The sequence below is a fragment of the Dokdonia genika genome, assembly GCF_042652845.1.
GTDB classification, from domain to species: Bacteria; Bacteroidota; Bacteroidia; order Flavobacteriales; family Flavobacteriaceae; genus Dokdonia; species Dokdonia donghaensis.
On record NZ_JBHSHB010000041.1, the window covers coordinates 42,423 to 67,287 of the forward strand.

At 37.7% G+C, this 24,865-nt stretch carries 19 protein-coding genes; 14 read left to right on the plus strand and 5 right to left on the minus strand.

Going from position 1 to position 24,865, the window contains the following annotated elements:
• The first annotated feature begins 85 nt into the window (after nt 1-85).
• Nucleotides 86-1,036, plus strand: a complete 951-nt coding sequence (locus ACFO5T_RS14285) for a calcium/sodium antiporter (RefSeq protein WP_298348290.1) — start codon at nt 86-88, stop codon at nt 1,034-1,036.
• A 223-nt stretch (nt 1,037-1,259) separates the two neighbouring features.
• Here the strand turns inward: ACFO5T_RS14285 and ACFO5T_RS14290 are convergent, their stop codons facing one another.
• Nucleotides 1,260-2,270 (minus strand): glutamine synthetase beta-grasp domain-containing protein, encoded by a 1,011-nt coding sequence (locus ACFO5T_RS14290; protein WP_375253292.1) that lies wholly within the window; start codon nt 2,268-2,270, stop codon nt 1,260-1,262.
• 312 nt (nt 2,271-2,582) lie between these two features.
• Here ACFO5T_RS14290 and ACFO5T_RS14295 point away from each other — a divergent pair, with 312 nt between their 5' ends.
• The 8 genes from ACFO5T_RS14295 (at nt 2,583) to ACFO5T_RS14330 (ending at nt 14,155) form a co-directional block, all read left to right on the plus strand.
• Entirely contained in the window at nt 2,583-4,766 is a 2,184-nt protein-coding gene (locus ACFO5T_RS14295) for a glutamine synthetase III family protein (RefSeq protein WP_380035741.1), read from the plus strand.
• A 337-nt stretch (nt 4,767-5,103) separates the two neighbouring features.
• Entirely contained in the window at nt 5,104-7,203 is a 2,100-nt protein-coding gene (locus ACFO5T_RS14300; RefSeq protein WP_380035744.1) for a beta strand repeat-containing protein, read from the plus strand.
• 680 nt (nt 7,204-7,883) lie between these two features.
• Nucleotides 7,884-9,410, plus strand: a complete 1,527-nt coding sequence (locus tag ACFO5T_RS14305; RefSeq protein WP_380035747.1) for a hypothetical protein — start codon at nt 7,884-7,886, stop codon at nt 9,408-9,410.
• A 116-nt stretch (nt 9,411-9,526) separates the two neighbouring features.
• Nucleotides 9,527-10,024 (plus strand): hypothetical protein, encoded by a 498-nt coding sequence (locus tag ACFO5T_RS14310; RefSeq protein WP_380035750.1) that lies wholly within the window; start codon nt 9,527-9,529, stop codon nt 10,022-10,024.
• 31 nt (nt 10,025-10,055) lie between these two features.
• Nucleotides 10,056-10,817: a CsgE family curli-type amyloid fiber assembly protein gene (locus tag ACFO5T_RS14315; protein ID WP_021778684.1), complete on the plus strand. Its 762-nt coding sequence runs from the start codon at nt 10,056-10,058 to the stop codon at nt 10,815-10,817.
• A gap of 13 nt (nt 10,818-10,830) precedes the next feature.
• Nucleotides 10,831-11,238 (plus strand): curli production assembly/transport component CsgF, encoded by a 408-nt coding sequence (locus ACFO5T_RS14320; RefSeq protein WP_021778685.1) that lies wholly within the window; start codon nt 10,831-10,833, stop codon nt 11,236-11,238.
• 8 nt (nt 11,239-11,246) lie between these two features.
• Nucleotides 11,247-12,644, plus strand: a complete 1,398-nt coding sequence (locus tag ACFO5T_RS14325) for a CsgG/HfaB family protein (RefSeq protein WP_375253429.1) — start codon at nt 11,247-11,249, stop codon at nt 12,642-12,644.
• A gap of 5 nt (nt 12,645-12,649) precedes the next feature.
• Nucleotides 12,650-14,155 carry a carboxypeptidase regulatory-like domain-containing protein gene (locus ACFO5T_RS14330; RefSeq protein WP_380035755.1) on the plus strand — a complete coding sequence of 502 codons (1,506 nt, stop codon included), beginning with the start codon at nt 12,650-12,652 and terminating at the stop codon, nt 14,153-14,155.
• A 206-nt stretch (nt 14,156-14,361) separates the two neighbouring features.
• Here the strand turns inward: ACFO5T_RS14330 and ACFO5T_RS14335 are convergent, their stop codons facing one another.
• Entirely contained in the window at nt 14,362-17,670 is a 3,309-nt protein-coding gene (locus ACFO5T_RS14335; RefSeq protein ID WP_380035758.1) for an ankyrin repeat domain-containing protein, read from the minus strand.
• A 353-nt stretch (nt 17,671-18,023) separates the two neighbouring features.
• On the opposite strand from ACFO5T_RS14335, the gene ACFO5T_RS14340 reads away from it, so the two are divergent.
• From ACFO5T_RS14340 to ACFO5T_RS14360, 5 genes are all read left to right on the plus strand, one after another.
• Nucleotides 18,024-19,205 (plus strand): AIR synthase related protein, encoded by a 1,182-nt coding sequence (locus tag ACFO5T_RS14340; protein ID WP_380035761.1) that lies wholly within the window; start codon nt 18,024-18,026, stop codon nt 19,203-19,205.
• 316 nt (nt 19,206-19,521) lie between these two features.
• Nucleotides 19,522-20,076 carry a hypothetical protein gene (locus tag ACFO5T_RS14345; RefSeq protein ID WP_380035764.1) on the plus strand — a complete coding sequence of 185 codons (555 nt, stop codon included), beginning with the start codon at nt 19,522-19,524 and terminating at the stop codon, nt 20,074-20,076.
• A 106-nt stretch (nt 20,077-20,182) separates the two neighbouring features.
• Nucleotides 20,183-21,262, plus strand: a complete 1,080-nt coding sequence (prfA, locus tag ACFO5T_RS14350; protein ID WP_021778694.1) for a peptide chain release factor 1 — start codon at nt 20,183-20,185, stop codon at nt 21,260-21,262.
• Between the two features lie 7 nt (nt 21,263-21,269).
• Nucleotides 21,270-22,091, plus strand: coding sequence for an orotidine-5'-phosphate decarboxylase (gene pyrF / locus ACFO5T_RS14355; protein WP_380035767.1), 822 nt, complete (start codon nt 21,270-21,272; stop codon nt 22,089-22,091).
• A 2-nt stretch (nt 22,092-22,093) separates the two neighbouring features.
• A complete protein-coding gene (locus ACFO5T_RS14360; RefSeq protein ID WP_380035770.1) occupies nt 22,094-22,885 on the plus strand; it encodes an ABC transporter substrate-binding protein in 792 nt (263 codons plus the stop codon).
• On the opposite strand, the gene ACFO5T_RS14365 is transcribed toward ACFO5T_RS14360, so the two are convergent.
• From ACFO5T_RS14365 to purU, 3 genes are all read right to left on the minus strand, one after another.
• On the minus strand, nt 22,874-23,044 hold the full coding sequence (locus ACFO5T_RS14365; RefSeq protein ID WP_152594935.1) for a Lacal_2735 family protein: 171 nt from the start codon (nt 23,042-23,044) through the stop codon (nt 22,874-22,876). The two genes, ACFO5T_RS14360 and ACFO5T_RS14365, sit on opposite strands and share 12 nt — an antisense overlap.
• Nucleotides 23,045-23,158: 114 nt before the next feature.
• A complete protein-coding gene (locus ACFO5T_RS14370) occupies nt 23,159-23,869 on the minus strand; it encodes a DUF4197 domain-containing protein (protein WP_380035773.1) in 711 nt (236 codons plus the stop codon).
• 81 nt (nt 23,870-23,950) lie between these two features.
• On the minus strand, nt 23,951-24,805 hold the full coding sequence (gene purU / locus ACFO5T_RS14375; RefSeq protein WP_380035776.1) for a formyltetrahydrofolate deformylase: 855 nt from the start codon (nt 24,803-24,805) through the stop codon (nt 23,951-23,953).
• Nucleotides 24,806-24,865 lie beyond the last annotated feature (60 nt).

Genomic DNA, 24,865 nt, shown 5'->3' on the forward strand with positions numbered 1-24,865 from the left:
AACAATAATACCACATCACCTACTTATAAATGACAGTATAGTGAGCGAGTATAATTATTATCTTCGCCGTAATAAAAAACATTATATGAGCATATTTTTTATCCTAGTTGGATTAGTACTGTTAGTAGTAGGAGGGGAGTTTTTGGTACGAGCATCTGTGGGGTTATCTTTTAAACTCAACCTGTCTAAAATGGTGATAGGACTTACAGTTGTATCTTTTGCAACCTCTGCTCCAGAACTACTGGTAAGCGTGCAGGCAGCTCTAGATGGGAGTTCAGACATTGCACTTGGTAATGTAATAGGGTCTAATATTGCAAACATAGGGCTTGTGCTAGGTATAACGGCAGTAATATCTGCCCTGGCCATAGACCGAGATTTTTACAGATTTAACTGGCCGGTGATGGTGCTATTCTCACTTGCGCTTTACTTCTTACTTTCTAACGATGGTAAGCTCACAGCAGTAGAGGGTGGTGGTCTACTTGCGGCGCTGGGTGTGTACTTGTTTTTCTTAATACGTCGTGCTCGTAAAAGTAGAGAAGAAGAAGATGCAGATGGTGTAGATGAGGGGCTGGGACAAGCATCTTATTTTAAGATATTTATATGGTTATTTATAGGTGCACTTGCGCTATATTTTGGGTCAGAATGGCTAGTCTCTGGAGCAAAAGATCTTGCTACAGCAGTAGGTATAAGTGAGTATGCAATCTCTGTTACCGTGATTGCTATAGGTACGAGTGTGCCAGAACTTGCGGCATCTGTCATCGCTGCGCTCAAAAAGGAAAAAGCAATCTCACTAGGTAATCTTATAGGTTCTAATATTTTTAATATTGCCTCTGTGCTAGGCTTTACATCGCTTATAAAGGATATAAACGTTGTAGATGATGCTATTTTAGGGACTAATATTTACTGGATGCTAGGCTTTGCTATTGTACTCTTACCACTAGCATTTATACCAAAAACATTACAGATAGGTCGTTTTAAGGGCTTATTTCTTGTAGGTGCCTATATCTTATTTATTGCGCTTGCATTTTCGGCTTAGTTTCTTGGCTTCGTTTATAAAATAAATATCTAGGCTTCTCAATTATTTGATTATAATAAATGTACATTGTCTTCTACAGGCAATTTTAAGTCATTGTATACTGTCTATAGATGTAGGTGAAATTCCTTGTTTTATTACATAAGATGTGTTTACGCTTTCGCGAAAGCGCAAAAAAAATGCCCAACCTAAGTTGAGCATTTTTCACAATATAATTAAATCAGAATTAAACCTTTGCTGTTTTTACAGTCTCGATAATACGACCTGCTACTCTGTATGGGTCTGCGTTTGAAGCTGGACGACGGTCTTCTAGCCATCCTTTCCATCCTTGCTCTACAGTGATAATAGGGATACGTATAGATGCTCCTCTATCTGATACTCCGTAAGAGAAGTCATTTATAGATGCAGTCTCGTGATCTCCTGTAAGGCGTTGCTCATTGTGAGCTCCGTATGCTTCTATATGTTCTTTTGTAAATGGACGGAAAGCCTCACATATTGTATTGTAAGTCTCTTCAGATCCACACGTTCTCAATGTTGTATTTGAGAAGTTTGCGTGCATTCCAGAACCGTTCCAGTCTCCTTTTATTGGTTTTGGGTGGTAATCTATGTACCATCCGTACTGCTCAGTAAGACGGTCTAGTAGGTAACGAGCAATCCAGATCTCATCTCCTGCTTTTTTTGCTCCTTTTGCAAAAAGTTGGAATTCCCACTGTCCAGAAGCAACCTCTTGGTTAATTCCTTCAAAGTTAAGACCAGCCTCGATACAAAGATCTGCGTGCTCTTCTACAAAGTCACGACCGTGAGTGTTTTTACCACCTACAGAACAGTAGTACATACCTTGTGGTCCAGGGTATCCACCTATAGGAAATCCTAATGGTAGTTGTGTAGCCGTGTCCATAATGAAGTACTCCTGCTCAAAACCGAACCAGAAGTCATTATCGTTATCATCTATTTTTGCTCTATGGTTTGACTCGTGCGGAGTACCATCTGCACTTAAAACCTCAGTCATTACTAAAAATCCATTTATACGTAGTGGATCTGGGTAAATTGCAACTGGCTTTAAAAGACAGTCTGAATCTCCTCCAGAAGCTTGTTTTGTAGAAGAACCATCAAAAGACCATACTGGACAATCTTCTAGTTTACCACTAAAGTCATTTACAACCTTAGTTTTACTTCTCATATTTTGTGTCGGTGCATACCCGTCTAACCAAATGTATTCTAATTTTGACTTGCTCATAATAGCATTAATGTTTTGAGTTAACGAGGGCAAAGATAAAATAATTTTGAAATGCAGTGCTATTTATAGGGTTGATTTATTAAAAATTACACCATCTTATTAACAACCCCTTAAATTTTAGGGGGTGTGTAAAAAAAGAGACATATTTTTGTAAATCCCTTATATTTGCAATGCTTTTAAGGTCTCAAATGGTTGAATCTGTAAACTCTTTGACTAATGCAGAAGAGTAAATCTTAATAGTATAAACAATTTAAATAAACACGATAGTGACGTTTATTAATGAGAACCACTATCATATAGTCATAAAAAGTTATGTCAAAATTACGTTTTCAAGCACTGCACGATGTACAACACAGACCTGCAGTTACTTTTGAATCACTAGGACGACCATCGTCTTTATATAAGTCAAGTGTCTTTGGAGAGCAGGCTATGCGACAGTATTTATCAAAATCCACATTTGATAGTGTGCAAACGGCTATACGTAAAGGAGATAATATAGATCGCATCACTGCAGATGCTATAGCGACGGGTATGAAATCTTGGGCGCTAGAAAAAGGAGCAACCCATTACACACACTGGTTTCAACCGCTTACTGGTGCTACTGCAGAGAAGCACGATGCTTTTTTTGAAGTTACACCAGAGGGGCACGTCATAGATAAATTTGACGGAGCACAGCTTGCACAGCAAGAGCCAGATGCCTCAAGTTTTCCTCACGGAGGAATACGTAATACTTTTGAAGCACGTGGTTATACCGCCTGGGACCCTACGTCGCCTGCATTTATATATGATAACACACTTTGTATACCTACAGTTTTTGTAGCTTATACTGGAGAGGCGCTGGATTTTAAGACTCCGCTACTCAAAGCACTTAATGTAATAGATGAGGCCGCAACAAATGTTGCTCGCTATTTTAATAAAAATGTAAATAAGGTAACTGCAACATTAGGGTGGGAGCAAGAGTTTTTTCTTGTAGATGCATCACTCGCTGCTGCGAGACCAGACTTAATACTTACAGGGAGAACCCTTCTAGGTCACGCCGCGGCAAAAGGACAGCAGCTGGATGATCATTACTTTGGTTCTATTCCTATTCGTGTGCTAGCATACTTAAAAGAGCTAGAGCAAGAATGTCTCCTGCTAGGTATCCCTGTAAAAACAAGACATAATGAGGTAGCGCCTAATCAGTTTGAGATGGCTCCAGTATATGAAGAGGCAAATCTTGCGGTAGATCATAATGCCCTACTTATGGATATTATGCAAAAGGTCGCCCAGCGTCACCATTTTAAGGTGCTCTTTCACGAGAAGCCTTTTGATGGTATAAACGGCAGTGGTAAACATAATAACTGGTCGCTAGCTACAGATACGGGTGTCAACCTTTTAAGCCCAGGTAGCACACCTATGAAGAACTTACAGTTTTTAACCTTTTTTGTAAATACCATAAAAGCTGTTTATGAGCACGAGGCACTACTACGAGCATCTATTGCTAGTGCGGGTAATGATTATAGACTGGGAGCAAACGAGGCGCCACCAGCAATCATCTCTGTCTTTATAGGGTCACAGCTTACTAGAGTACTAGATGAACTTGAGAAGGTAACAGATGGAAAACTGTCACCACAAGAAAAAACAGACCTTAAGCTCAATGTTATAGGTAAAATCCCGGAGATTTTACTTGACAATACAGATCGCAACCGTACATCACCCTTTGCCTTCACTGGTAATAAGTTTGAGTTTAGAGCAGTAGGAGCTACTGCAAACTGTGCAAACCCTATGACAGTTCTTAATGCTATAGTAGCACAACAGCTTATAGCTTTCAAGAAAGAAGTAGACACGCTAGTGGATACCAAGGATATGAAAAAGGATGATGCCATCTTTAATGTACTGCGTGAGTATATTAAAGACAGCAAGAAGATACGATTTGAAGGTGACGGGTATGGTGACTCTTGGGAAAAGGAAGCAAGAAAACGCAAGCTTAGCAACAACAAGACAACAGTAGAGGCTTTAAAGGCTAGAGTGAGCAAAGCTAGTGTAGCACTTTTTGACTCGCTACAAATTATGAATACGGTAGAAATACAAGCGCGTTATGAGATAGAGCTCGAGGAGTATGTAAAACGCATACAGATAGAGAGCCGTGTTCTTGGAGATGTAGCGCGTAATCATATTATCCCTACAGCCTTACGATATCAAAATGTACTTATAGATAATGTACGAGGCCTAAAAGATATCTATGGTGATGATTATACCGCTTTCGCGAAAGCGCAAACAACCATCATAAAATCCTTATCAGATCACATTGCTAGTATTAATACACTTATCACAGAAATGATAGATGTGCGCAAAAAATCTAATAGTCTTGAATTAGAGAAAAAAGCAGGTGATTATGCCGATAAAGTAAAGCCTTATTTTGAACTTATTAGGAAACAATGTGATAAGCTAGAATTACTTGTAGAAGACGATTTGTGGCCTTTACCAAAATATAGAGAGCTTCTTTTTGTAAATTAAGTATAGTTTTCTGTAAGATTTTTCAATTATTTTTTGAGATTATTTCTCGGTGATAAGCTTTGTCTTTTTGAGACTTAGCCTATCTGCTTAGTTTTTGGTGTGCTTGTAAATGAGTAATTTACACTTAGTCGAAAACAGTGCATTTTATAATGATATATTATAAAATCACTCTTAACTTGCACATATACTCTTATCTATATTTTCCCTCTTTGAGTATTCTTCCCCCATAGTATTAAGTTTTGGCTTTCACATTTTGATGATGATGACGTTTTTGTTGTTGGCCTATATTGACGTGTTTTTATTAACCATTTATATATTAATCAATAACCTTTTTATTATGAAAAGAATTCTAATGAGCGCTGCTGCACTTGCTATTTGTTCTGTTGCTTTTGGACAGAATACTAGTACAGTAAGCCAGACGGGAACAACAAACGGACAACTTACCTTACAATTAGGAAGTAACACATCTACAATTACACAAGATGGATTAAACTCTGGTGCTACGGCTGGAGGAGACAGTAATGTGGCAGGAGTACTGCAAGTAGGAGCTAGTACATCTACTATATCTCAACTAGGAGATCGTAACCTAGCTGGGGTTGCTCAGTTTGGGTTAGGTAACAGTGCAAATATTGATCAAGGTGTAGGTTATTCTGAAGATAACGTTGCTGGAACACTTCAAATAGGAAACGGTAATACCGCTTCACAAAAGCAGCGTTATGATAATAATACTGCGGGAATTCTTCAAGTAGGAGATGATAACACGGCAACACAAGACCAGTCTACATTAACAAACGGCGCTATGGGTAGTACTGCTACTATAGATCAAGATGGTGATGATAATACAGGTACACAAGTACAGAGAGGAGAAGAAAACTTAGCAACTCTTGTGCAATTTGGAGATGATAACACAAGTACAGAAAACCAGACAGGGGATCGCAATGATAGTGATGTGCTACAAGTAGGTAACTTTAATGATGCAGATGTAGATCAAAATGGAATGTTAAATATATCATCTATTGATCAGGATGGTGATAATAATGATTACCGAACTCAACAGATTGGTACCTCAAACACATCTACTGTGAGTCAAATAGGTGATAGAAACTTAGGTGGTGGCGCTAATTTTTACGGCACATTCCAATTTGGAGAAAATAATAACTCTTCAACTACAGTGCTAGGAGATGATAACAATACTGGCACAATACAAAGAGGTGAAAATAACTCATCATCCATTTCTATTGTAGGTGATCGCAATGATGCAAACTTTTTAACTTCTTGGGGTTGGGGCGTACAGCAGATAGGTAATGATAATAATGCGTCGATTGATATCACTGGTGATGATAATACTGCATCATCAGATCAACTAGGAGATATGAATACTTCTCTAACTATTCAAAGAGGAGACAATAATAATTCAGATGTTGATCAAGTAGGGAACAATAATAACGCATTAATGCAACAGGTAGATTTCACAGGTAACGGAAATACTAGTAATAATAACACTGGGTCTATTTCTCAAACTGGAGATCGTAACACAAACTTCTCAACACAAGACGGAGATTTTAATGAAGCGAAGACTGTTGTAACAGGTGATGATAACCGTTCATTTACCATACAAAATGGTACACAAAATAAATTAACTATCACCCAAGACGGTGATAGAAATAGTTCTGAAGGACCTTACTTTGGTATTCAGCAAATAGGTATGTCAAATGAAGCAGCGATTTCGCAAATTGGAGATGATAATGCTGGGGGTATTTTACAGAGCGGAGCTGAAAATAAAGGGACAATCACACAAACAGGAGATCGAAATAATGCAAACGGTTTGACTCAATATGCATTCGGAATACTGCAATTTGGAGAAAATAATGATGCAGTAATCACTCAAGATGGTGATGATAATACGGCGAGTAGTGATCAAAGAGGAGATCGTAATGATTCTGAGACAAACCAATTAGGTGATTTTAATACAGCCAAAACAGTTCAATTAGGAGATGATAACATTTCTATTATAGATCAAAATGGAAATACAAATACAGCAGATACAGATCAAATAGGTGATAATAATGGTTCACTAGTTGCTCAGTTTGGAGTAGATAATACATCTACGGTTACCCAAACAGGAGATGACAATGGGTCTATTGTGCTTCAAGCAGGTGGTTTCTTTGGTGGTAATACTTCTACTGTGACTCAAACTGGAGACAGTAACTTATCTATCGTAGGTCAACTAGGAAGTATGAATATCTCTACAGTAACACAAATGGGTATGTCTAATCTTTCTGCAGTAGGTCAAGCAGGGTTTGGAAATACATCTACAGTAATGCAAGATGGAACTGCAAATGCTCAGATCACTGGCCAGTTAGGAGTTGGTAACACAGCTACTACTACTCAGGTGGGAACAGGTAACGCTTCAATAACACTACAAGCTGGGTTCTAATAAATGATAATCGCATACTGCGTGGGTATGCGCAGTATACCCTTAGAATCTCCGTACCCAACTACATAATTATTTCATAATAATTATATGAATGGATAAAGCACCGCCTCGCGGTGCTTTTTTCATTTAAGCTGGAAAGCCTAGTTAAGAACTTATATTGTTTATATACGCTTTCGCGAAAGCGTAATTCATTACAGGGTACTTTAGAGTAGGTCCATAGACTTAGAGCATATGTGATGATTAATAAAATAAGTGCTATAAGTAAGGTAATAACTTACTATTTGTCACTTGTGTGAAGTGAATTTTTAACTTGTAACTATTTGATTTTGAATAATAAAAAACAGTTATATCTGTAAGAATTATCTTAATCTCATTAGACCGTGTTTATTAAAGGGTATTTGCCCCTTCTTTGTGAGGCCCTGTTTTTACTGGTAGTTTAAAGATTTTGGTTATACAGTGGGCTTCCCTTTGTCGAAAACTTAGGTTTCGATGTTGACTAAGACAACAATTTGCATAATTTAGCAATGTATTACAAAACAATCTTCCCCCACGTAATATAACTCCCCCGTAATAAAAGTATTGGTATAGCGCACATTATAGATGATGCTGTTGACGCGTCTGGCCATTATTAAATTGTATTTATTAACCATTTATATATTTTTTAATTAAACCTTTTTATTATGAAAAAATTATTATTAAGTGCTGCGGCACTCGCATTTTGCACTGTAGGTTTTGCACAAAACAATGACAGTGATGTAGATCAGAGAGGAACACTTAACACATCTGGAGTTCTACAAGTAGGAGGAAACAACACCTCTGTAGTTGACCAAGATGGTAGAAACAACGCGGCTGGTGGAGATTCTAACAGTGCTCTTGTAGTGCAGTTAGGAAACCGTAACGCATCAGATGTATCTTCACAGGGTGATCGTAATACAGCTGGTGTATTACAAGTAGGTAATCGTAACGACGCTACGATAGACCAGGGAGTTGGATATTCAGAAGACAATGTTGCTTCTACAGTCCAGTTAGGAAACAGAAACACTGCTTCACAAAAGCAACGTTACGACAATAACCAGGCGTTTATAAACTCTAATGGTAATCGCAACACGGCTATTCAAGATCAATCTAGTATGAGTGAAAATGCTCCTGGAAACTTTGCAGACATAGATCAAGATGGAAACCGTAATATGGCATCTCAAACGCAAAGAGGAGAGGCAAATATGGCATTCATTACCCAAGATGGAAACCGCAATGATGCTACTCAGACTCAAACTGGAGATATGAACTCTGCAACTAGTACTCAAACAGGTAACCGTAACACTTCTTTAGAAAGTCAAGATGGAGACTTAAACGTTTCTATTAATACACAGTTAGGAGATGATAATATGACAGATCACGCACAGAAAGGTGATTCTAACTTTGCATCTACTACTCAAACAGGAACTTTTAATGACAGTAGTATTGATCAAGATGGTACAGGTAACGGTGCTATTACAGCTCAGTTAGGTACTGCAAATGATTCTGACGTAGAGCAGGATGGAACAGGTAACGGTTCTTTTGTAGCGCAGGCTGGTATAGGAAACATTTCTGACGTAAAGCAGGATGGAACAACAAACGGATCTTTAGTATTACAATTAGGAGTTGCAAATAATTCTGATGTTGATCAAGTAGGAACTTCTAATGGATCTTTTGTAGCACAATTAGGAGCTGCAAACAGTTCTACAGTATCACAAAATGGAGGTGGTAACGGGTCTGCAGTATTACAAGCAGGAGCTCTTAACAATTCAACAGTAAGTCAAGTAGGAGGTCTTAATGGATCACTAGTAGCACAAGCAGGTGTTGCAAACGGTTCTCTAGTAGCACAAGCTGGTCTTGGAAACGGATCTACTGTTGCTCAAACAGGTTTTGGTAATGGTTCTATAGTAGGGCAGTTAGGTCTTGGAAATGGTTCTTCAGTTACTCAAACAGGAGCGCTTAACGGATCATTAGTAGGTCAAGCTGGTGTGTTGAATACATCTACAGTAGATCAGAACGGTATCCTTAATGGATCTGCAGTTGGACAATTAGGAGCTGGAAACACTTCAAATGTTGATCAAGATGGTTTCTTAAACGGTCAAGTAACTGGACAGTTAGGAACTGGTCACAACGCAGATACTAAGCAATTAGGAGCTGGAAACGGATCTATTACACTTCAAGCTGGATTCTAAGAAATAATATTTCTTAAGACACAAATAATCACTACATTTAAGAGTGATTAAAAATAACCTGAAAAGGGTGTAGTGATCAATAAATCTCACACACCCTTTTCTTTATATAAAAAATTATGAAAATCTATAGTTTATTAATTTTCGCATTTCTTTTTACTGTGTCACTAGCTGCTCAGACTAATGAGGCCGCACCAGAAACTATAAGTCGTTCTAATATTGTTAACCTTGTAGCTACAGAGCAATTACCTAGAGTAAATAATAATTTTCCTAATAATAGTGTATTGATTCAACAAGTAGGTCAAGCTAACTCATCATATGTAAATATTTCTTCATCTAGTTCTTCTGTTACAGTTTCTCAAAATGGTAATAGTAATGATGTTGCAATTGCCTTAAGGGGTAATAATATTTCAGAGAGCGTGTATCAATTAGGAAATGGAAATTCAGTAATAGATGTTTCTACAAGCAATGCATCGGGATCTGGTATGCAAGTGATTCAAAAAGGAAATAATTTAGAATTAGAAAGATATGGCACCAGCCGTACCTCTGGACCTATAAAAGTAACTCAGACAGGTAATGGTTCAGGTCAAGCAGTGATAGTTCGTCAGTTTAACTAGTTTATTACTTAGCTCTTAATAGCATACTTTAATGATGTTACGCTATAGTACATACATATTACTTATTGCGCTCATATTCTTAACAGATACGGTGAAGGCGCAAAAATTCTACAATACAGAAATTGCTGCAAAAATTGAAATAGTTGAGTCTAATGGACTTTATTTAATAACAGCAAATGCTTCTAACCTAACAGGTTTAAACAGAAGCATACGGTACAAATTCTCAATTATACAAAGAGATGGTACAAATAACCCCAAAAAAGAAGAGGCAGAAGGAAGGTTTGTAATTGAGCCTTCACAAAAAGTCATACTCAATGACTATGCAATGCTTATTGAAAAAAGTAAGGACGCACTTATACTGCTTCTCGTTTACGATGGAGAAAATTTAATAGGTAAGGATCGCGTCATTGTTGCCGAAATTATTGATGAGATACCCAAAGTAGGAGAGCGTACTATATTAAGCCAGGCATTACAACAAGGGCAGTCTATAGGTCTCACGGGTTTAATTATAGAAGATACTAAAACAAAAGCAGGTCGTGATTTTTATAGATACTTTTTTCAAAAGTGTAGTATCGATAATATAAAATGGTCTAAGGATATTATTATAAAAGAAGATTTTGGACTGGGTAGAAGTACCGTTATTAAAGTAATAGAAGGAACGACTACAATTGTAAAGTTTAATGCACAGCCTAGAGATGAGTTTTTAAGGAAAGCCTCAGAGGAGTGCATACGACAAGTTCAAGGACATTTTAATCAACTAGCAAGAACAAAACAACTCTTAACATCATATTAATTCCAGACTACTTATGAAAAGTTTTATACTTATCGCAGGACTGTTTGTAACAGGTGGTTGCTTCTCACAGCAGCTTGTATATACTCCTAAAAACCCGAACTTTGGAGGAAGCTCATTTAACTATGCTTGGCTACAATCATCTGCAGATGCTCAAAACTCATTTACAGATCCTAATGCGGTAGATCCATTTGCACAACAAACAGACCTTGAGCGATTTACAGAAGATATTAATAGAACACTACTTAACAATATAAGTAATAGTATCACAAGGTCACTATTTGGAGAAGATGGAGAGCTACAAGAAGGTACGTTTACATTTGGAAGTCTAGAAGTAGAGGCTTTTCAAACTGCAGAAGGACTTGTTATAAACATATTAGATATAAATACAGGGGAGACCACACAGGTTATTGTTCCTAACTAAAAGCAATTATGAAGTATATCTTACAAACAGGTCTTTTAGTTTTAATGCTTAGCACACTCTCAAGCTGTGGTACTTATTTTAACCAGCCATTGGGTCCAGAAGAGGCAAGAACTGGAGAAAAACTCGCAACTACAGATTCTCTTATGGCGTTACCTCCTACATCTAGAAGGATAGACGTAGGTGTATATAATTTTAGAGATCTTACAGGGCAATTTAAGGCAAGTGCGACTGCAAGTACATTTAGTACAGCGGTAACGCAAGGGTCAACCGCTATATTATTAAAAGCGCTTGAAGATTCTAAGTGGTTTAGAACCTTAGAAAGGGAAAACCTGGGTAATTTATTACAAGAGCGTAATATCATAAAGCAAACCAGAGAAGAAGCTAGAAAAACAACAAACCCAAACGAACCTAGATTACCAGGTCTCTTATTTGCAGGTATATTGCTTGAAGGAGGTATCGTTTCTTATGATACAAATATTGTAACAGGAGGACTAGGTGCAAGATACTTTGGTATAAGTGGTTCAACACAATACCGTCAGGATAGAGTCACTGTTTATTTACGAGCAATAAATACTCAAAGTGGTGAGATTTTAAAAACTATTTACGTTTCAAAAACCATATTGTCACAATCACTTGATGCTAGTTTATTTAAATATGTAAACTTTCAGAGGCTGCTAGAGGTAGAGACTGGTTTTACACGTAATGAACCTGTACAACTAGCAATAAAAGAGGCTATAGAAAAATCTGTAAGAGGTCTCATTATAGAAGGTATAGAAGATAATTTATGGTCTACTAGTAAGGGTAGAGAACTTAATGAAAAGGTAGTAGCACAATATTATAAAGAAAAAGAGCTAGAAGAATCTACACGTTTATATGATAGAGTTTATAAACCTAATGTTGCAAATTCACATTTTGACTTTGCTATAGGAGCAAACCTTTTTGATGGTGATCTGGCAGATAAGAAATTTGGTGAATTTGCGCAGCTCGGTTACGAGACCGCTCTTGGCTCTACATTTGGGTTACATTTTAACGGGAGGTATCAAAGATTTAAAGCGGGTAATGAGTTTGAGCAAGCATATACAAGTCTTAACCTCAATCTTACTTATGAAATTTTACCTACAGATAATTTTACACCCTTTATCTATGCAGGAGGTGGTTACCTTTTTGGAGATAATGATGTAAGCGCTCCCAAAGTGCAGTACGGTGGCGGCGTACTTTACAAAGTAAGTGATAGAGTAGGGCTCAAGTTATTTGCCGAACAGAACTTGACTTTTGTAGATGATGTAGACCTTGCCATAAATGGTAGAAGAAATGATTTTTACTTCAACTTTGGTTTTGGTTTGAGATATAGCATTTTAAAAGATAAAAAAGAAGAGGTAGAAGACGAGGTAATCCCATTAAATTAATCAAAATGAAAACAGGTTTATATATATTCTTTTTATGTTGTACACTAAGCTTACTAGTAAGTTGTAGTGAAGACACATTAGGAGAAACAGGTATCGGTAATATAACGGGGGTGGTAGTCTTTGAAGGAGATAATGCCCCACAGGCAAATGTAAAAATATCTACAAATCCACCATCAAATACTGTTTTTACAGGTGAAGATGGAAGCTTTGATCTAGGTGAAGTAGTAGTAGGAGATTATTCTGTGCAAGCAGAAAAGAGTGATTTTATAACCGCTTTTGAGCCTGCAACGGTTACAGAGGGAACTACTACAAACGTTATTTTTGAATTACAACCAGAAACAGCCAATAATGTAGCACCGTCTATACCAATTTTAGTCACTCCGGCAGATGAGGCAGAAGATGTGGCTCAAGACGTTCTTTTTACCTGGACAGTAACAGATCCAGATCCTTTTGATGAGCTAGTGTATCAACTAGAACTACGTAATGATATGACTAATGAAATACTCAATTTTCAAAACTTGAGTGATACCTTTTTATCAGTAAATGATCTTGCATTTTCTACTAAGTACTTCTGGCAAGTAACCGTAAATGATGGTATAAATCCAGATGTAAATAGTGAGTTTAGCTCTTTTAATACCATTGATGAGCCTAATAATAGATTAGTATTTGTACGTAAAGAGAGTAACGGTAATAATGTAATCTACTCTACAGATGACGGTTCTGAAACTGGATTAGGCCCCCTTGCTCTTACCTCGCAATCGTCTAATAGTTTTAGACCTAGACGTAATACAGAAGTAAATAAAATCGCTTTCTTACGCACCGTAGGAGGAGAGACACAACTATTTACAATGAATGAGGATGGGAGTGACGTTTTTCAAGTAACAGCATCCCAACCTGTAAATGGTTTTAATCTAGAAGAAGTAGACTTTGCTTGGGAGCCTACTGGAGAGAAATTATACTTCCCTAGTTTTGATAAATTATTTTCTATAAACACAGATGGAGGAGGCTTAGAGCTCGTTTATACCACACCAGATGGTAGTTTTATCACAGAAGTAGAAAGAGCGAGATTTAACGATTTTTTCGTTATAAAAACTAATAACGTATCTGGTTATGCGGCAGAGATTCTTGTGCTAGATTTAGATGGTAACCTCATAGAGACTGCTGTAACAGGTTTTCAAGGAGCCCTAGGAGGCCTTGATATTTCTATTACCGGTAGTACTATCGTGTTTACAAGAGACATTTCAGAATTTGAAAATCCTAACTATTTACAACTAGACACACGTATATTTACCTACGAGTTAGGCACGGGCAATGCTCCAGTAGACCAGTCTGGAGATAAACCTGCCGGAACAAATGATCTAGACCCTCGCTTTACACCTACTAATGCAGGTATTGTTTATACCAATACGCCTAATGATGAGGTATCTGTACGTGATATTGTAACATCACAACTAGGCGATGCATCCAGAACAACCCTTGTAGAGGATGGCGCTATGCCAGACTGGCAATAAACTAGAGATATTTATACTAAAAGCTCCTTTATAATGATATAAAGGAGCTTTTTTTGTTCAAGTAAAATCAAAGAGTTTTGTTTTGATTATTTATCTCTCTTATGGTGTTTTCGCTAACCAAACCTTGCGGTGATTCATTTCGTATTATCAATATAATTACGCTTTCGCGAAAGCGCACCTATAAACATTAAAAATGCAATCTCACCTTAAGACTTTTTGCGCGCCTCTTTTTGTGCTTTTTTGATAACGTTTTTTAGAGTCTTGTTAGTGGTGTAATCCAAAGCAGTAAGATTGTTCTTATTTGTGAGTAGTGCATTTGCATCTGCCTCAAGTAAAGCTTTTACAGTGGGAAGTGCATTCTCGTTGCCACTAGCAGCTAGGTGTAATGGAGTCTCATCTCTTTTGTTTTGTGCGTTTACATCTGCTCCGTAGGACACTAATAGCGCTATTAATGCACTATCTGTAGCTTCATACGTTTCTGTAACCAGATGTAATGGGTAGTATCCATTCCCAAAGGCTTGTGTAGGTGTGACACCTTCTTCTAGAACTAACTTGGTGCCATCTATGAAGTTAAATTTGATAGCTAGTTCTAAGTCATATTGTGTGGGTTTTGCTCCACTTTCTAGCAATAGCTTTGCAACGTCTAGTTGTTTGTATCGCATCGCGTCTTCTAGAGCGATACTTGTACTTAAACCTCGTTCTATAAGTTTTTGTACAACTTTAAGGTTTCCTTTTCTTGCAGCAGTAGATATAAATGACGGGTCGATATGCTCTGTTTTTGCTAAGATGAGAAGAATGATGTCTTCGTCCTTAGTTTCCATAGCAGCGTTTAGAGCCTCTTCTGTATCTGCACCCTTCTCTAGTAAGTAGCCAGTAATTTCTTTATTACCAGTCTCTGTAGCATCTACAATAGCCTCGCTTACATTAGCCTGTCCCTGTTCTATAAGGATTTTTGATATGGCGAGATTTTCTTTTTTTACAGCTTCTTGTAATAGCGCTGGGTCTGCCGTAGCTGCTCCCTTAGTCACTAGAAAAGCGGTAATAGATTCATTTTCTCTAGATACGGCCGTTTTAATACCTTGAGAAGGGTCTGCATCGTTTTGCACAAGTAGCTCAACCATCTCGAGATTTTCCTTTGAGACGGCAAGGTCTAATGTCTGAGTGGCATCTATAGAGGCACTTTTTGTGCTTATCACAGATTGCGCCAGCATCACTCGGTCTTCTTGTACGGCAGCCTCTAGCGCTACAGCAGGAGTGCCGTTGTATGTATTAAGGGCATCATTAAAGAGTTGAGTATCTTGAGATTTTGCGGCATATGAGAAAACCTCATCTGCAACGGCTTTGTTTTTTAATGATACTTCTATTGCTGGTTTGTTATCTTTCTCAATTGCATAGGTGAGTATCTCTGTGGCTTGAGCTCCATTTTTAAGCGCCATATCAAGTATGGCTGTGTTACTGTTATCTACCGCAACTTCTGCTGCAAGATTAGAATCAAGTTTTGCTTCTTTCTTAACGAAATAATTAAAGAGATCTGTGTCATTTAGTTTTGCTACGACCTCAAGCGTTTCTCCGCTTGCTTCGGTGACAGGTACAATAACATTACGCAAAGCCATATTATCGTGCTGGGTAGCTCTGTCTAGTATGTAGGCATCTGCGGTAGAGCCTAGCTTCACAAATTTCTGAGCGAGATCTTCATCATTATTTTCGGCAGCGAGAAGTAGTTCGTTTTTACCAGCTACAAATTCTTCAAACTCCTCACTCATTAACGCTTTTACAGTAGGGTAGTGGTAGAGCTCGAGTGCATAAGCTAAATCGTTATTTCTCGGTATGGCTCCTTCTCTAAAGAGTGCATAAATTACATCTGCCTCTTTATAAGCCACCGCTTTATAAATCATATTATTTTTAGGCTTAGCTCCTCGTTCTAAGAGAATGAGTGCTTTTTCTCTCTCAAAATTTCTAGGTTGAAAAGCTACATCCAGATCTTCGGTAGTAGGTACCACGCCATTATCTAGTACAAAGTTAAGAACATCGTTATCTTGTTTATTAGTAATGATGGCTTGTAGTAATCCATTTGCTCCTACGTTTCCATTTTTTTTAAATAAGTCTTTTAGTAACGGGATATTACCGGTCGCAGCAGCAGCAACAAGTTCTGTATCTAGTACATAATTATAAGTAGTTGTGATGTTCTCAATAAGGCCCTCGTCTTTTATAAGCTCTGCGGTATAGGTGATGTCATAGATGTCCTTATCAATCGTTTCTAGCTCGATGGTTTTTTCTACTTTTTGCTTTAATATGTCTTTGTAATAGGTCTTTGCGTCTTCTGTACCAGAAACTCGCAGGCGTGTCCTACCACCTCCTTTTACTAGTTTTTTTGCATCATCCCATACACTTAGGTAGCCCTTTTTTAGGTCTTCGGCTTTTATGGTGATTATAACGTTTCTATCTAGAAGCACTTCTTCGTCTGTAATAAGGGTTTCAAGACGGAGTCCACCCAACTCAATAAGCGGTTTTATATCAAGTATAGCATCGTCTTTTGAAAAGCCACCAAAAAATATATCTCCCGTGTAGTCTGTGCTCGTTGCATTCTCACCGCCCATATTTTTTTTGATAATCTTAGTGAGATCTTGCTTAAAGCGTAGGGAGTACTTTTTATAATATTTGCTTGCTACTGGTCGCTGTACGGCCTTTTGAGCATAGGCAGTTGCGACTTCTATAACACTATCTAGCATTCTCACTTTTTTTGCCTTGTCTTCAACCTCTGGCATAGATACCGTTCTAAAGAGTTCTGAAAACGTTTGCAATGTGACCTCTATGGGCTTACTATTTTGAGATACGGTACCTTCCCAATCTGTAAACCACTGCGCATCTTTTGTTCCTCCTATGGTATAGGTGTTGCTTTGCCCAGCATTTATGTAAGGATCTGGATCACTAGCTCCTGTATGAGTTGCAATAATATCTTTTACAACCTGTTGTTGAAACTCATCTTTCTCATAGGGTGAGTAAATATAATCTGTGTTTTTAATGAGGTTTCTTTTTAAAAATATACCACCGTATACAACTTGGTCTGCATAATGAGTCCCGTATCTGTGTATAAAACCCTCTGGTGTAATATCACGCCCCAGTCTTGAAAAATCTGCCACCATCGCACTGTCTAATGTTTTTGTAGAGCTTGTACGTAGAGATTTACGTTCTATAGGTTTTCTCTTTTGAGTGTATACAAAGAGTAGCTTGTCGCTGCCGTCTGCCTCAAAGGCCTCATAATATGCGTGACTATTTATAGCCTGAAAAGGACTGTCTAGAGAGTCTGTGCGCAAGAGTTCCTTCTCATACTCGTAGGGTGTAGTGACAAAATGATAAGATACAGCGGGAGATGAGGTAATCTTACTTGTAGAGGAGCCACCCTTAAAAAGCAGTTTACCTTTTGATGAGGAGCCCCAGTCCAGGGCATCTACATAGCGCACATCAAAGCCGTGCCCCAAAACATCTTGTCGTTTGAGTCCATCATCTTGGCTCATCGCAGAGAGTGAGCTTAAAAGGAGGGCGATATGTAATATGTAGTAACTTTTATTAAAAAGAAAGTTGTTCAAGGTGTATAAGATTTAATAAATAGAATGGTTAATGAACCTTGAAAGTAGACATAAATAAGCAAAGAAAAAACCCAAATAGACTAAGGCATAAATTACTGGAATGAAGAGAGTTTGGTAAAATATTGATGTAAGAAAAAACTGATTTTTAGCGCCTCTTTTACGCTTTCGCGAAAGCGTAATAACAAGAACCCGCCACATTTTACAAATAGTTTATAACTGCAGGCTAGTCTATTTTACCTCTCATTAATTAATCCCTATTTTTGCGCCATAAAATCTACCTAATGAGCCAAGAAATTTCTAAACGATATGCACAGCGCGGAGTATCTGCTGGTAAAGAAGATGTACACAACGCGATTGAAAATGTAGACAAGGGCTTGTTTCCTAAAGCATTTTGTAAAATCGTACCAGATGCACTTACAGGAGATGATGATTATTGCCTCGTGATGCACGCAGATGGTGCAGGGACAAAATCTGCACTGGCATATATGTATTGGAAAGAAACGGGAGACATATCTGTATGGAAAGGTATTGCTCAAGATGCGCTCATTATGAATATAGATGACCTACTATGTGTAGGTGCTACAGACCATATAATGTTATCTTCTACCATAGGGCGTAATAAGAACCTAATACCGGGCGAAGTAATTTCGGCTATTATTAATGGATCTGAAGAGTTACTAGAAGAGCTTAAGTCATACGGAGTAACCATACACAGTACGGGTGGAGAAACCGCAGATGTGGGTGATCTTGTGCGCACAATTATAGTAGACTCTACAGTAACGGCAAGAATGAAGCGTAGTGATGTGATAGATAATGCAAATATCACTCCTGGTGATGTAATTGTAGGTCTAGCATCTTTTGGTCAAGCTAGTTATGAGACTTCTTATAACGGTGGGATGGGAAGTAATGGTCTTACCTCTGCTCGTCACGACGTTTTTGATAACTACCTGGCTCAAAAGTATCCAGAAAGCTTTGACGCAGCAGTACCAGAAGATCTAGTGTACAGTGGTTCAAAAAAACTTACAGACGCTGTTACAGATAGTCCCATAGATGCTGGTAAACTTGTATTATCACCTACTAGAACCTATGCACCTATTATAAAAGATATACTATTCAAATATAAGTCAGACAGTATACACGGTATGGTGCACTGTAGTGGAGGAGCACAAACTAAAATTTTACACTTTGTAGAAAACCTACACATTATAAAAGATAACCTTTTTGACACACCACCTTTGTTTAAGTTAATTCAAGAGGAGAGTGGCACAGACTGGAAAGAGATGTATCAAGTTTTTAATATGGGGCACCGTATGGAGATTTATTGTCCTCAAGAGGTGGCAGATGATCTTATTGCCATATCAAAGTCTTATAATGTAGATGCACAAATAGTAGGTAGGGTAGAAGATTCACCTTCTGGTAAAAAACTCAGTATACATAGTGCTCACGGTGATTTTACATATTAATAATTTGTAATATTAAGGTTACTAGCTAGTTAATAGTTAAATAGTGTAGGAAGATTCGTTTGTTTTGAAACTAAAATTAGTATATTTAATACGCTTAGTGTTTAATTTTTAGGCATCTAAGTTCCCTACTAATTAAGAAATAAATGAAATTCTCGCTAAGTAACTTGTGGAGTAAATTACCGCTATTAACCATCTTTTTGGTAGCTCTCAATGTGATTTCTCTTTACTATATGAGAGAGGTTAGATTCCTCAGGTATGTCCAGGTTTTCACCATAGTCATCTCTTTATAATATACTACCTTGTCCATACATTAAAAGTGCGCATACTCATAGTTATTATACTCGGGATGTTTTTGCTAAGAGAGATCTCTGTTTTTTACTACGGTAATAGTCTTGGTCAAATTGCCTATATAATTTTAGGATGTCTAGCATATGGTCTCATCTGCTTCAAGCGTTTAGATATGATACAAGTATTAGCCAGGGATAAAATTGCTATTGTCTGTACTTTTCTTTTCGTGATACTTAACCTGTTTATGATAAACGAACTTATTAGTATGGTTAAAGATAGTTATGATGGATCGTTTCAGGCAAGTTTAACATTTCTTTTAGGCATTATCATCACCTTACTAGGGGCGGTAGCTGTTTTATACAATCAAGTCGTAAATAGTGATAGATCACTCACATTTTTGTTTTTTGTTTTCTGTATGATCATTTCAGACGTGTCCTCTCTTTTAGGATATTATTTTAATATGGGCTTTTTCTACTATATAGACTTTGTAGGTGAAACACTGGGCTTATCATTTTTCATACACACCGTTTTAGATGTACGTGGAGAACGTGAGGATAAGGAACTCCTCAAAAGTATGCTCTAGATGTTGATTCTCATTTTTTACGCTTTCGCGAAAGCATACTAACGCCCATTTCCTTTTCATACCTTGCTTAAATTATCGTAAATTCGCTTCTTATTATAGAAAGTAAATGTTAGAAAAATTACAGATAGTAAAGCAGCGTTTTGATGAGGTAAGTGACCTTATCATACAGCCAGATATTATATCAGATCAAAAACGTTATGTCTCTCTTAACAAGGAGTATAGTGACTTAAAGGCACTAATGGATGTGCGTGAAGAATATATTGAGCTTACAGATAATTTTAAAGAAGCCGAAGAAATCATAGCAGACGGTAGCGATGCCGAGATGGTTGAAATGGCAAAAATGCAATACGAAGAAGCAAAATCTGGTATCCCTGAACTTGAGGAAAAAATCAGAATGATGCTTATCCCAAAAGATCCAGAAGATGCCAAAAATGTCGTAGTAGAAATACGCGCGGGAACCGGTGGTGACGAGGCAAGTATCTTTGCAGGAGATCTTTACAGAATGTACACTAAGTATGTAGATAGCGTACCTGGGTGGAAACACAGTACGGTAGACTACTCAGAGGGTACCTCTGGAGGATTTAAAGAAATCCAGTTTGAGATTACAGGTCAAGATGTTTACGGTACAATGAAGTTTGAGGCTGGAGTGCACCGTGTACAACGTGTACCTCAGACAGAAACTCAAGGTCGTGTACACACCAGTGCTGCTACAGTAATGGTACTTCCAGAAGCCGAAGAGTTTGATGTACAAATAGAGCCTAAAGATGTACGTGTAGACTTTTTCTGTTCATCGGGGCCAGGAGGGCAGTCTGTAAACACAACCTACTCTGCAGTACGATTAACGCACATCCCTACAGGACTTGTAGCACAGTGTCAAGATCAAAAATCACAACACAAAAACAAAGAGAAAGCCTTTAAGGTACTACGCTCACGTCTGTATGATCTTGAACTTGCAAAAAAGCAAGAAGAAGATGCTGCAAAGCGTAACTCACAAGTAAGTAGTGGTGACCGTAGTGCAAAAATACGTACCTACAACTATCCACAAGGACGTGTGACAGACCACCGTATAGGCTTAACCTTATACGATCTCCAAAACATTATAAATGGAGATATTCAAAAAATACTAGAAGAGTTAAGACTTGTAGAAAATACAGAAAAACTCAAGTTCACCGAAGGAGAATTATAAGCACACAATGAAGACAGAAGATCTTATCTCGCAGATTAAAAAGAAACAATCTTTTCTTATTGTAGGTCTAGATACAGATCTTGATAAAATACCTAAGCACTTATTAAAAGAAGAAGATCCCATCTTTGCTTTTAATAAGGCCATTATAGATGCGACTCAAGATCTATGTGTAGGTTATAAACCTAACACGGCATTTTATGAGGCTTATGGTCTTAAGGGCTGGAAGGCGCTGGAGAAAACCATTAATTATATTAATGAAACCTATCCAGAGCAATTCACCATAGCAGATGCAAAACGTGGCGATATAGGTAATACGTCTACACGATATGCAAAAGCCTTTTTTGAAGATCTTAATTTTGACTCTGTTACCGTAGCGCCTTATATGGGTAAAGACTCTGTAGAGCCGTTTCTCGCTTTTAAAGATAAGCATACCATAATGCTAGCGCTTACGTCTAACCAAGGTGCTTTTGACTTTCAGACCCAGACTATAGACGGGCAAGAGCTATATAAGCACGTACTTGAGACTTCTAAGAGCTATGAAAATAGTGACCAGCTTATGTATGTAGTAGGAGCGACCAAGGCCGAGTATCTTACAGATATAAGAGCCATCATACCAGAAGCTTTCTTACTTGTACCTGGTGTAGGAGCACAAGGAGGTAGCTTACGTGAAGTATGTAAATATGGTATAACAGAAGATATAGGTCTTCTAGTTAATTCTTCAAGAGGGATTATCTATAATTCTCAGGGAGAAGATTTTGCCATTGCAGCACGTAATGTTGCCCAGCAAATGCAATCAGAAATGCAAGAGATTTTAGTTCAAAACAGCTAGAGATGCATATAGTAGATCAGATGGGGCGATCCCTTACTTTTGATCATACGCCTGTGCGCATCGTCTCATTAGTGCCTAGCCAGACAGAGCTGCTGGTAGACCTCGGTTTACAATCTTCACTTGTAGGTATTACAAAATTTTGTGTTCACCCAGTGACTTTACGCAATGAAATAAGCGTTGTGGGAGGTACAAAGCAAGTGCATTTTGATAAGATTAAGACACTAGAACCTGATATCATACTTTGTAATAAAGAAGAAAATACAGAGGAGATGGTTCGTATACTGCAAGATATTGCAACCGTACACCTATCTGATGTTAAGGCGCTTCAAGATGCTCACAATCTTATCATACAATATGGTACTATTTTTAATGTGACTCAACGTGCTACAGCAATCACAACTCGCATTAAAGAAGAACAAGAACGCTTTCGCGAAAGCATAACAAACCCCATTAAGACCCTTAAAGTGGGCTATTTTATATGGCAAGAGCCGCTTATGGTTGTAGGTGATGATACCTTTATACATCACCTTATAGAGGAACTCGGTTTTGTAAATGCGTATAAAAATAAAGAAGGAAGGTATCCTACAGTTTATGAAGAAGATCTCAAGGACTTGGATTATGTATTCTTGTCCTCGGAACCATTTCCTTTCTCAGAAAAGCATATAGAAGCGTTTCAAAAAAAGACCACCGCACAAGTTGTACTTGTAGATGGTGAGTATTTTTCTTGGTATGGGAGTAGGCTCATAAAAGCCTTTCCCTATTTTACGAGCTTATCTAAGCGCTTAAAACTTTAAAAACTTAATCTTTTTATCCAGTTGTAAGGCTTCATAGGTGAGTACGTCACTTTTTTCGTGATCTGTATACATTATATTATAAGACTCCTCTACGAGTTTCTTGTGCTTACGTTGCATAAAAGATTTGAGGCGCTTGTGTTTTGAGGCAACATTAGTCATAATTGATTAATTAGTTAAGGGGATTTTTATACATACATTAAATGTAAAAAAAAAATCTAAACCAAAATGTTATAACTACATAAAAATCAAGTAATTAATGTAAGATTAAACTTGTTAATCTTGTAATGCAAACACGCGCTTAAGTAAATCTGTAGTTCTGCTTTGTGTTTTTGTTCTTATTTCTTTCTCCTCTACAGCAATCATTGTGTACACACCTTGTAGCGCTTGTTGCGTTACATAATCTGTAAGATCTGGATTTACATTATTTGTAAGAGGTAAGTCATTATACTTTGTGATGAGGTTTGTCCAGATTTGATCTGCGCCTACTTTTGCAAAGCTATTTTTAATCACAGGGTTGAATTTATTATACAGTGCAGCGTTTGTTTTTCCTTCTAGATATTGAGTTGCCGCATCATCTGTACCTAGTAAAATGGTACGCACATCATTAAAGGAAATTTGCTTCACAGCGTCTACAAAGATTGGCGTAGCCTCACTTACAGCATCTTCGGCAGCGCGGTTAAGGGCTTTTATGCCTTCGTCTGCTAGTTTACCTAGGCCTATAGCTCTTAAGGTATTATCTACTTTTTGTAACTCTTCTGGAAGCAAAATTTTTACGAGTTCGTTTTTATAAAAACCATCTGTAGAGGTAAGCTTTGTCACTTGCTTATCAATACCAAAATCAAGCGCTTGTTTAAGTCCATTACCTATCATTTGGTTATCTATACCAGGCAATCCAGACTCACCAGGAAGCCCGTCTATAACGCCTTGTAATTCGGCACAAGAAACGAGTGAAAATAAAACGAGTACAGCGATGATCTTTTTCATAATAATGTCATTTAAGTATTGTGGTAAATATAATTGATAATTACGCTTTCGCGAAAGCGTAACCCTGCTTATTCATTTCTTTTAAGTAAAAATTATCGTCTTATTGCCATACACAAAGCATTTATGCTGTGCGTGTAATTTTATCGCTCTTGAGAGTACGATTTTCTCTAGGTCTCTACCTTTTGCAATGAGGTCTGGAATGGTGTGGCTGTGGGTCACACGTATGGTGTCTTGCTCGATGATGGGACCTGCGTCTAACTCTTCTGTGACGTAGTGGCTGGTGGTGCCTATAATTTTTACACCGCGAGCAAAGGCGGCGTGATAAGGCTTTGCACCTACAAAGGCAGGTAAGAAAGAGTGGTGTATGTTTATAATGCGATGCGGAAATTCATTTATTACCGTAGGCGTTACGATTTGCATATAGCGAGCTAGTACAATAAAGTCTACTTGATGTGCTTTGAGTAGTTTAAGCTGTTCTTGCTCTGCAGCAGCTTTGGTGTCTTTTGTCACCGGGATGTGATAAAAAGGGATGTCAAAATTTGCCGCAATATGTGCGAGATCACTATGGTTACTTATGATAAAAGGAATGTCTACGTTAAGTTCGCCAGCGTTGTAGCGGCCTAGTATATCATAAAGGCAGTGATCATATTTTGACACAAAAATGGCCATTCTGAGTTTTTGTGTAGCGGGATATAGTTGCCATTGCATCTCAAAGGGAGTAGCCAGCTTTTCTTTAAAAGCTGCTTTAAACTGTGCAGTGTTAAAAGAAGCATTTGTAAATACACACTCAAGGCGCATAAAAAATACATTTGCCACCGCATCTACGTGCTGATCTATATAGGTGGTGTTTCCTTCGTTTTCTAAAATGAAATTAGTCACCGAGGCGATAATTCCCTTTTGATCTTTGCAGTGTATAAGTAAGGTAAGATGTGCCATATCATTGGTTTTGTGACCTCTAAATTGCACATATTATAACATAAATCTGTTATGTAGATT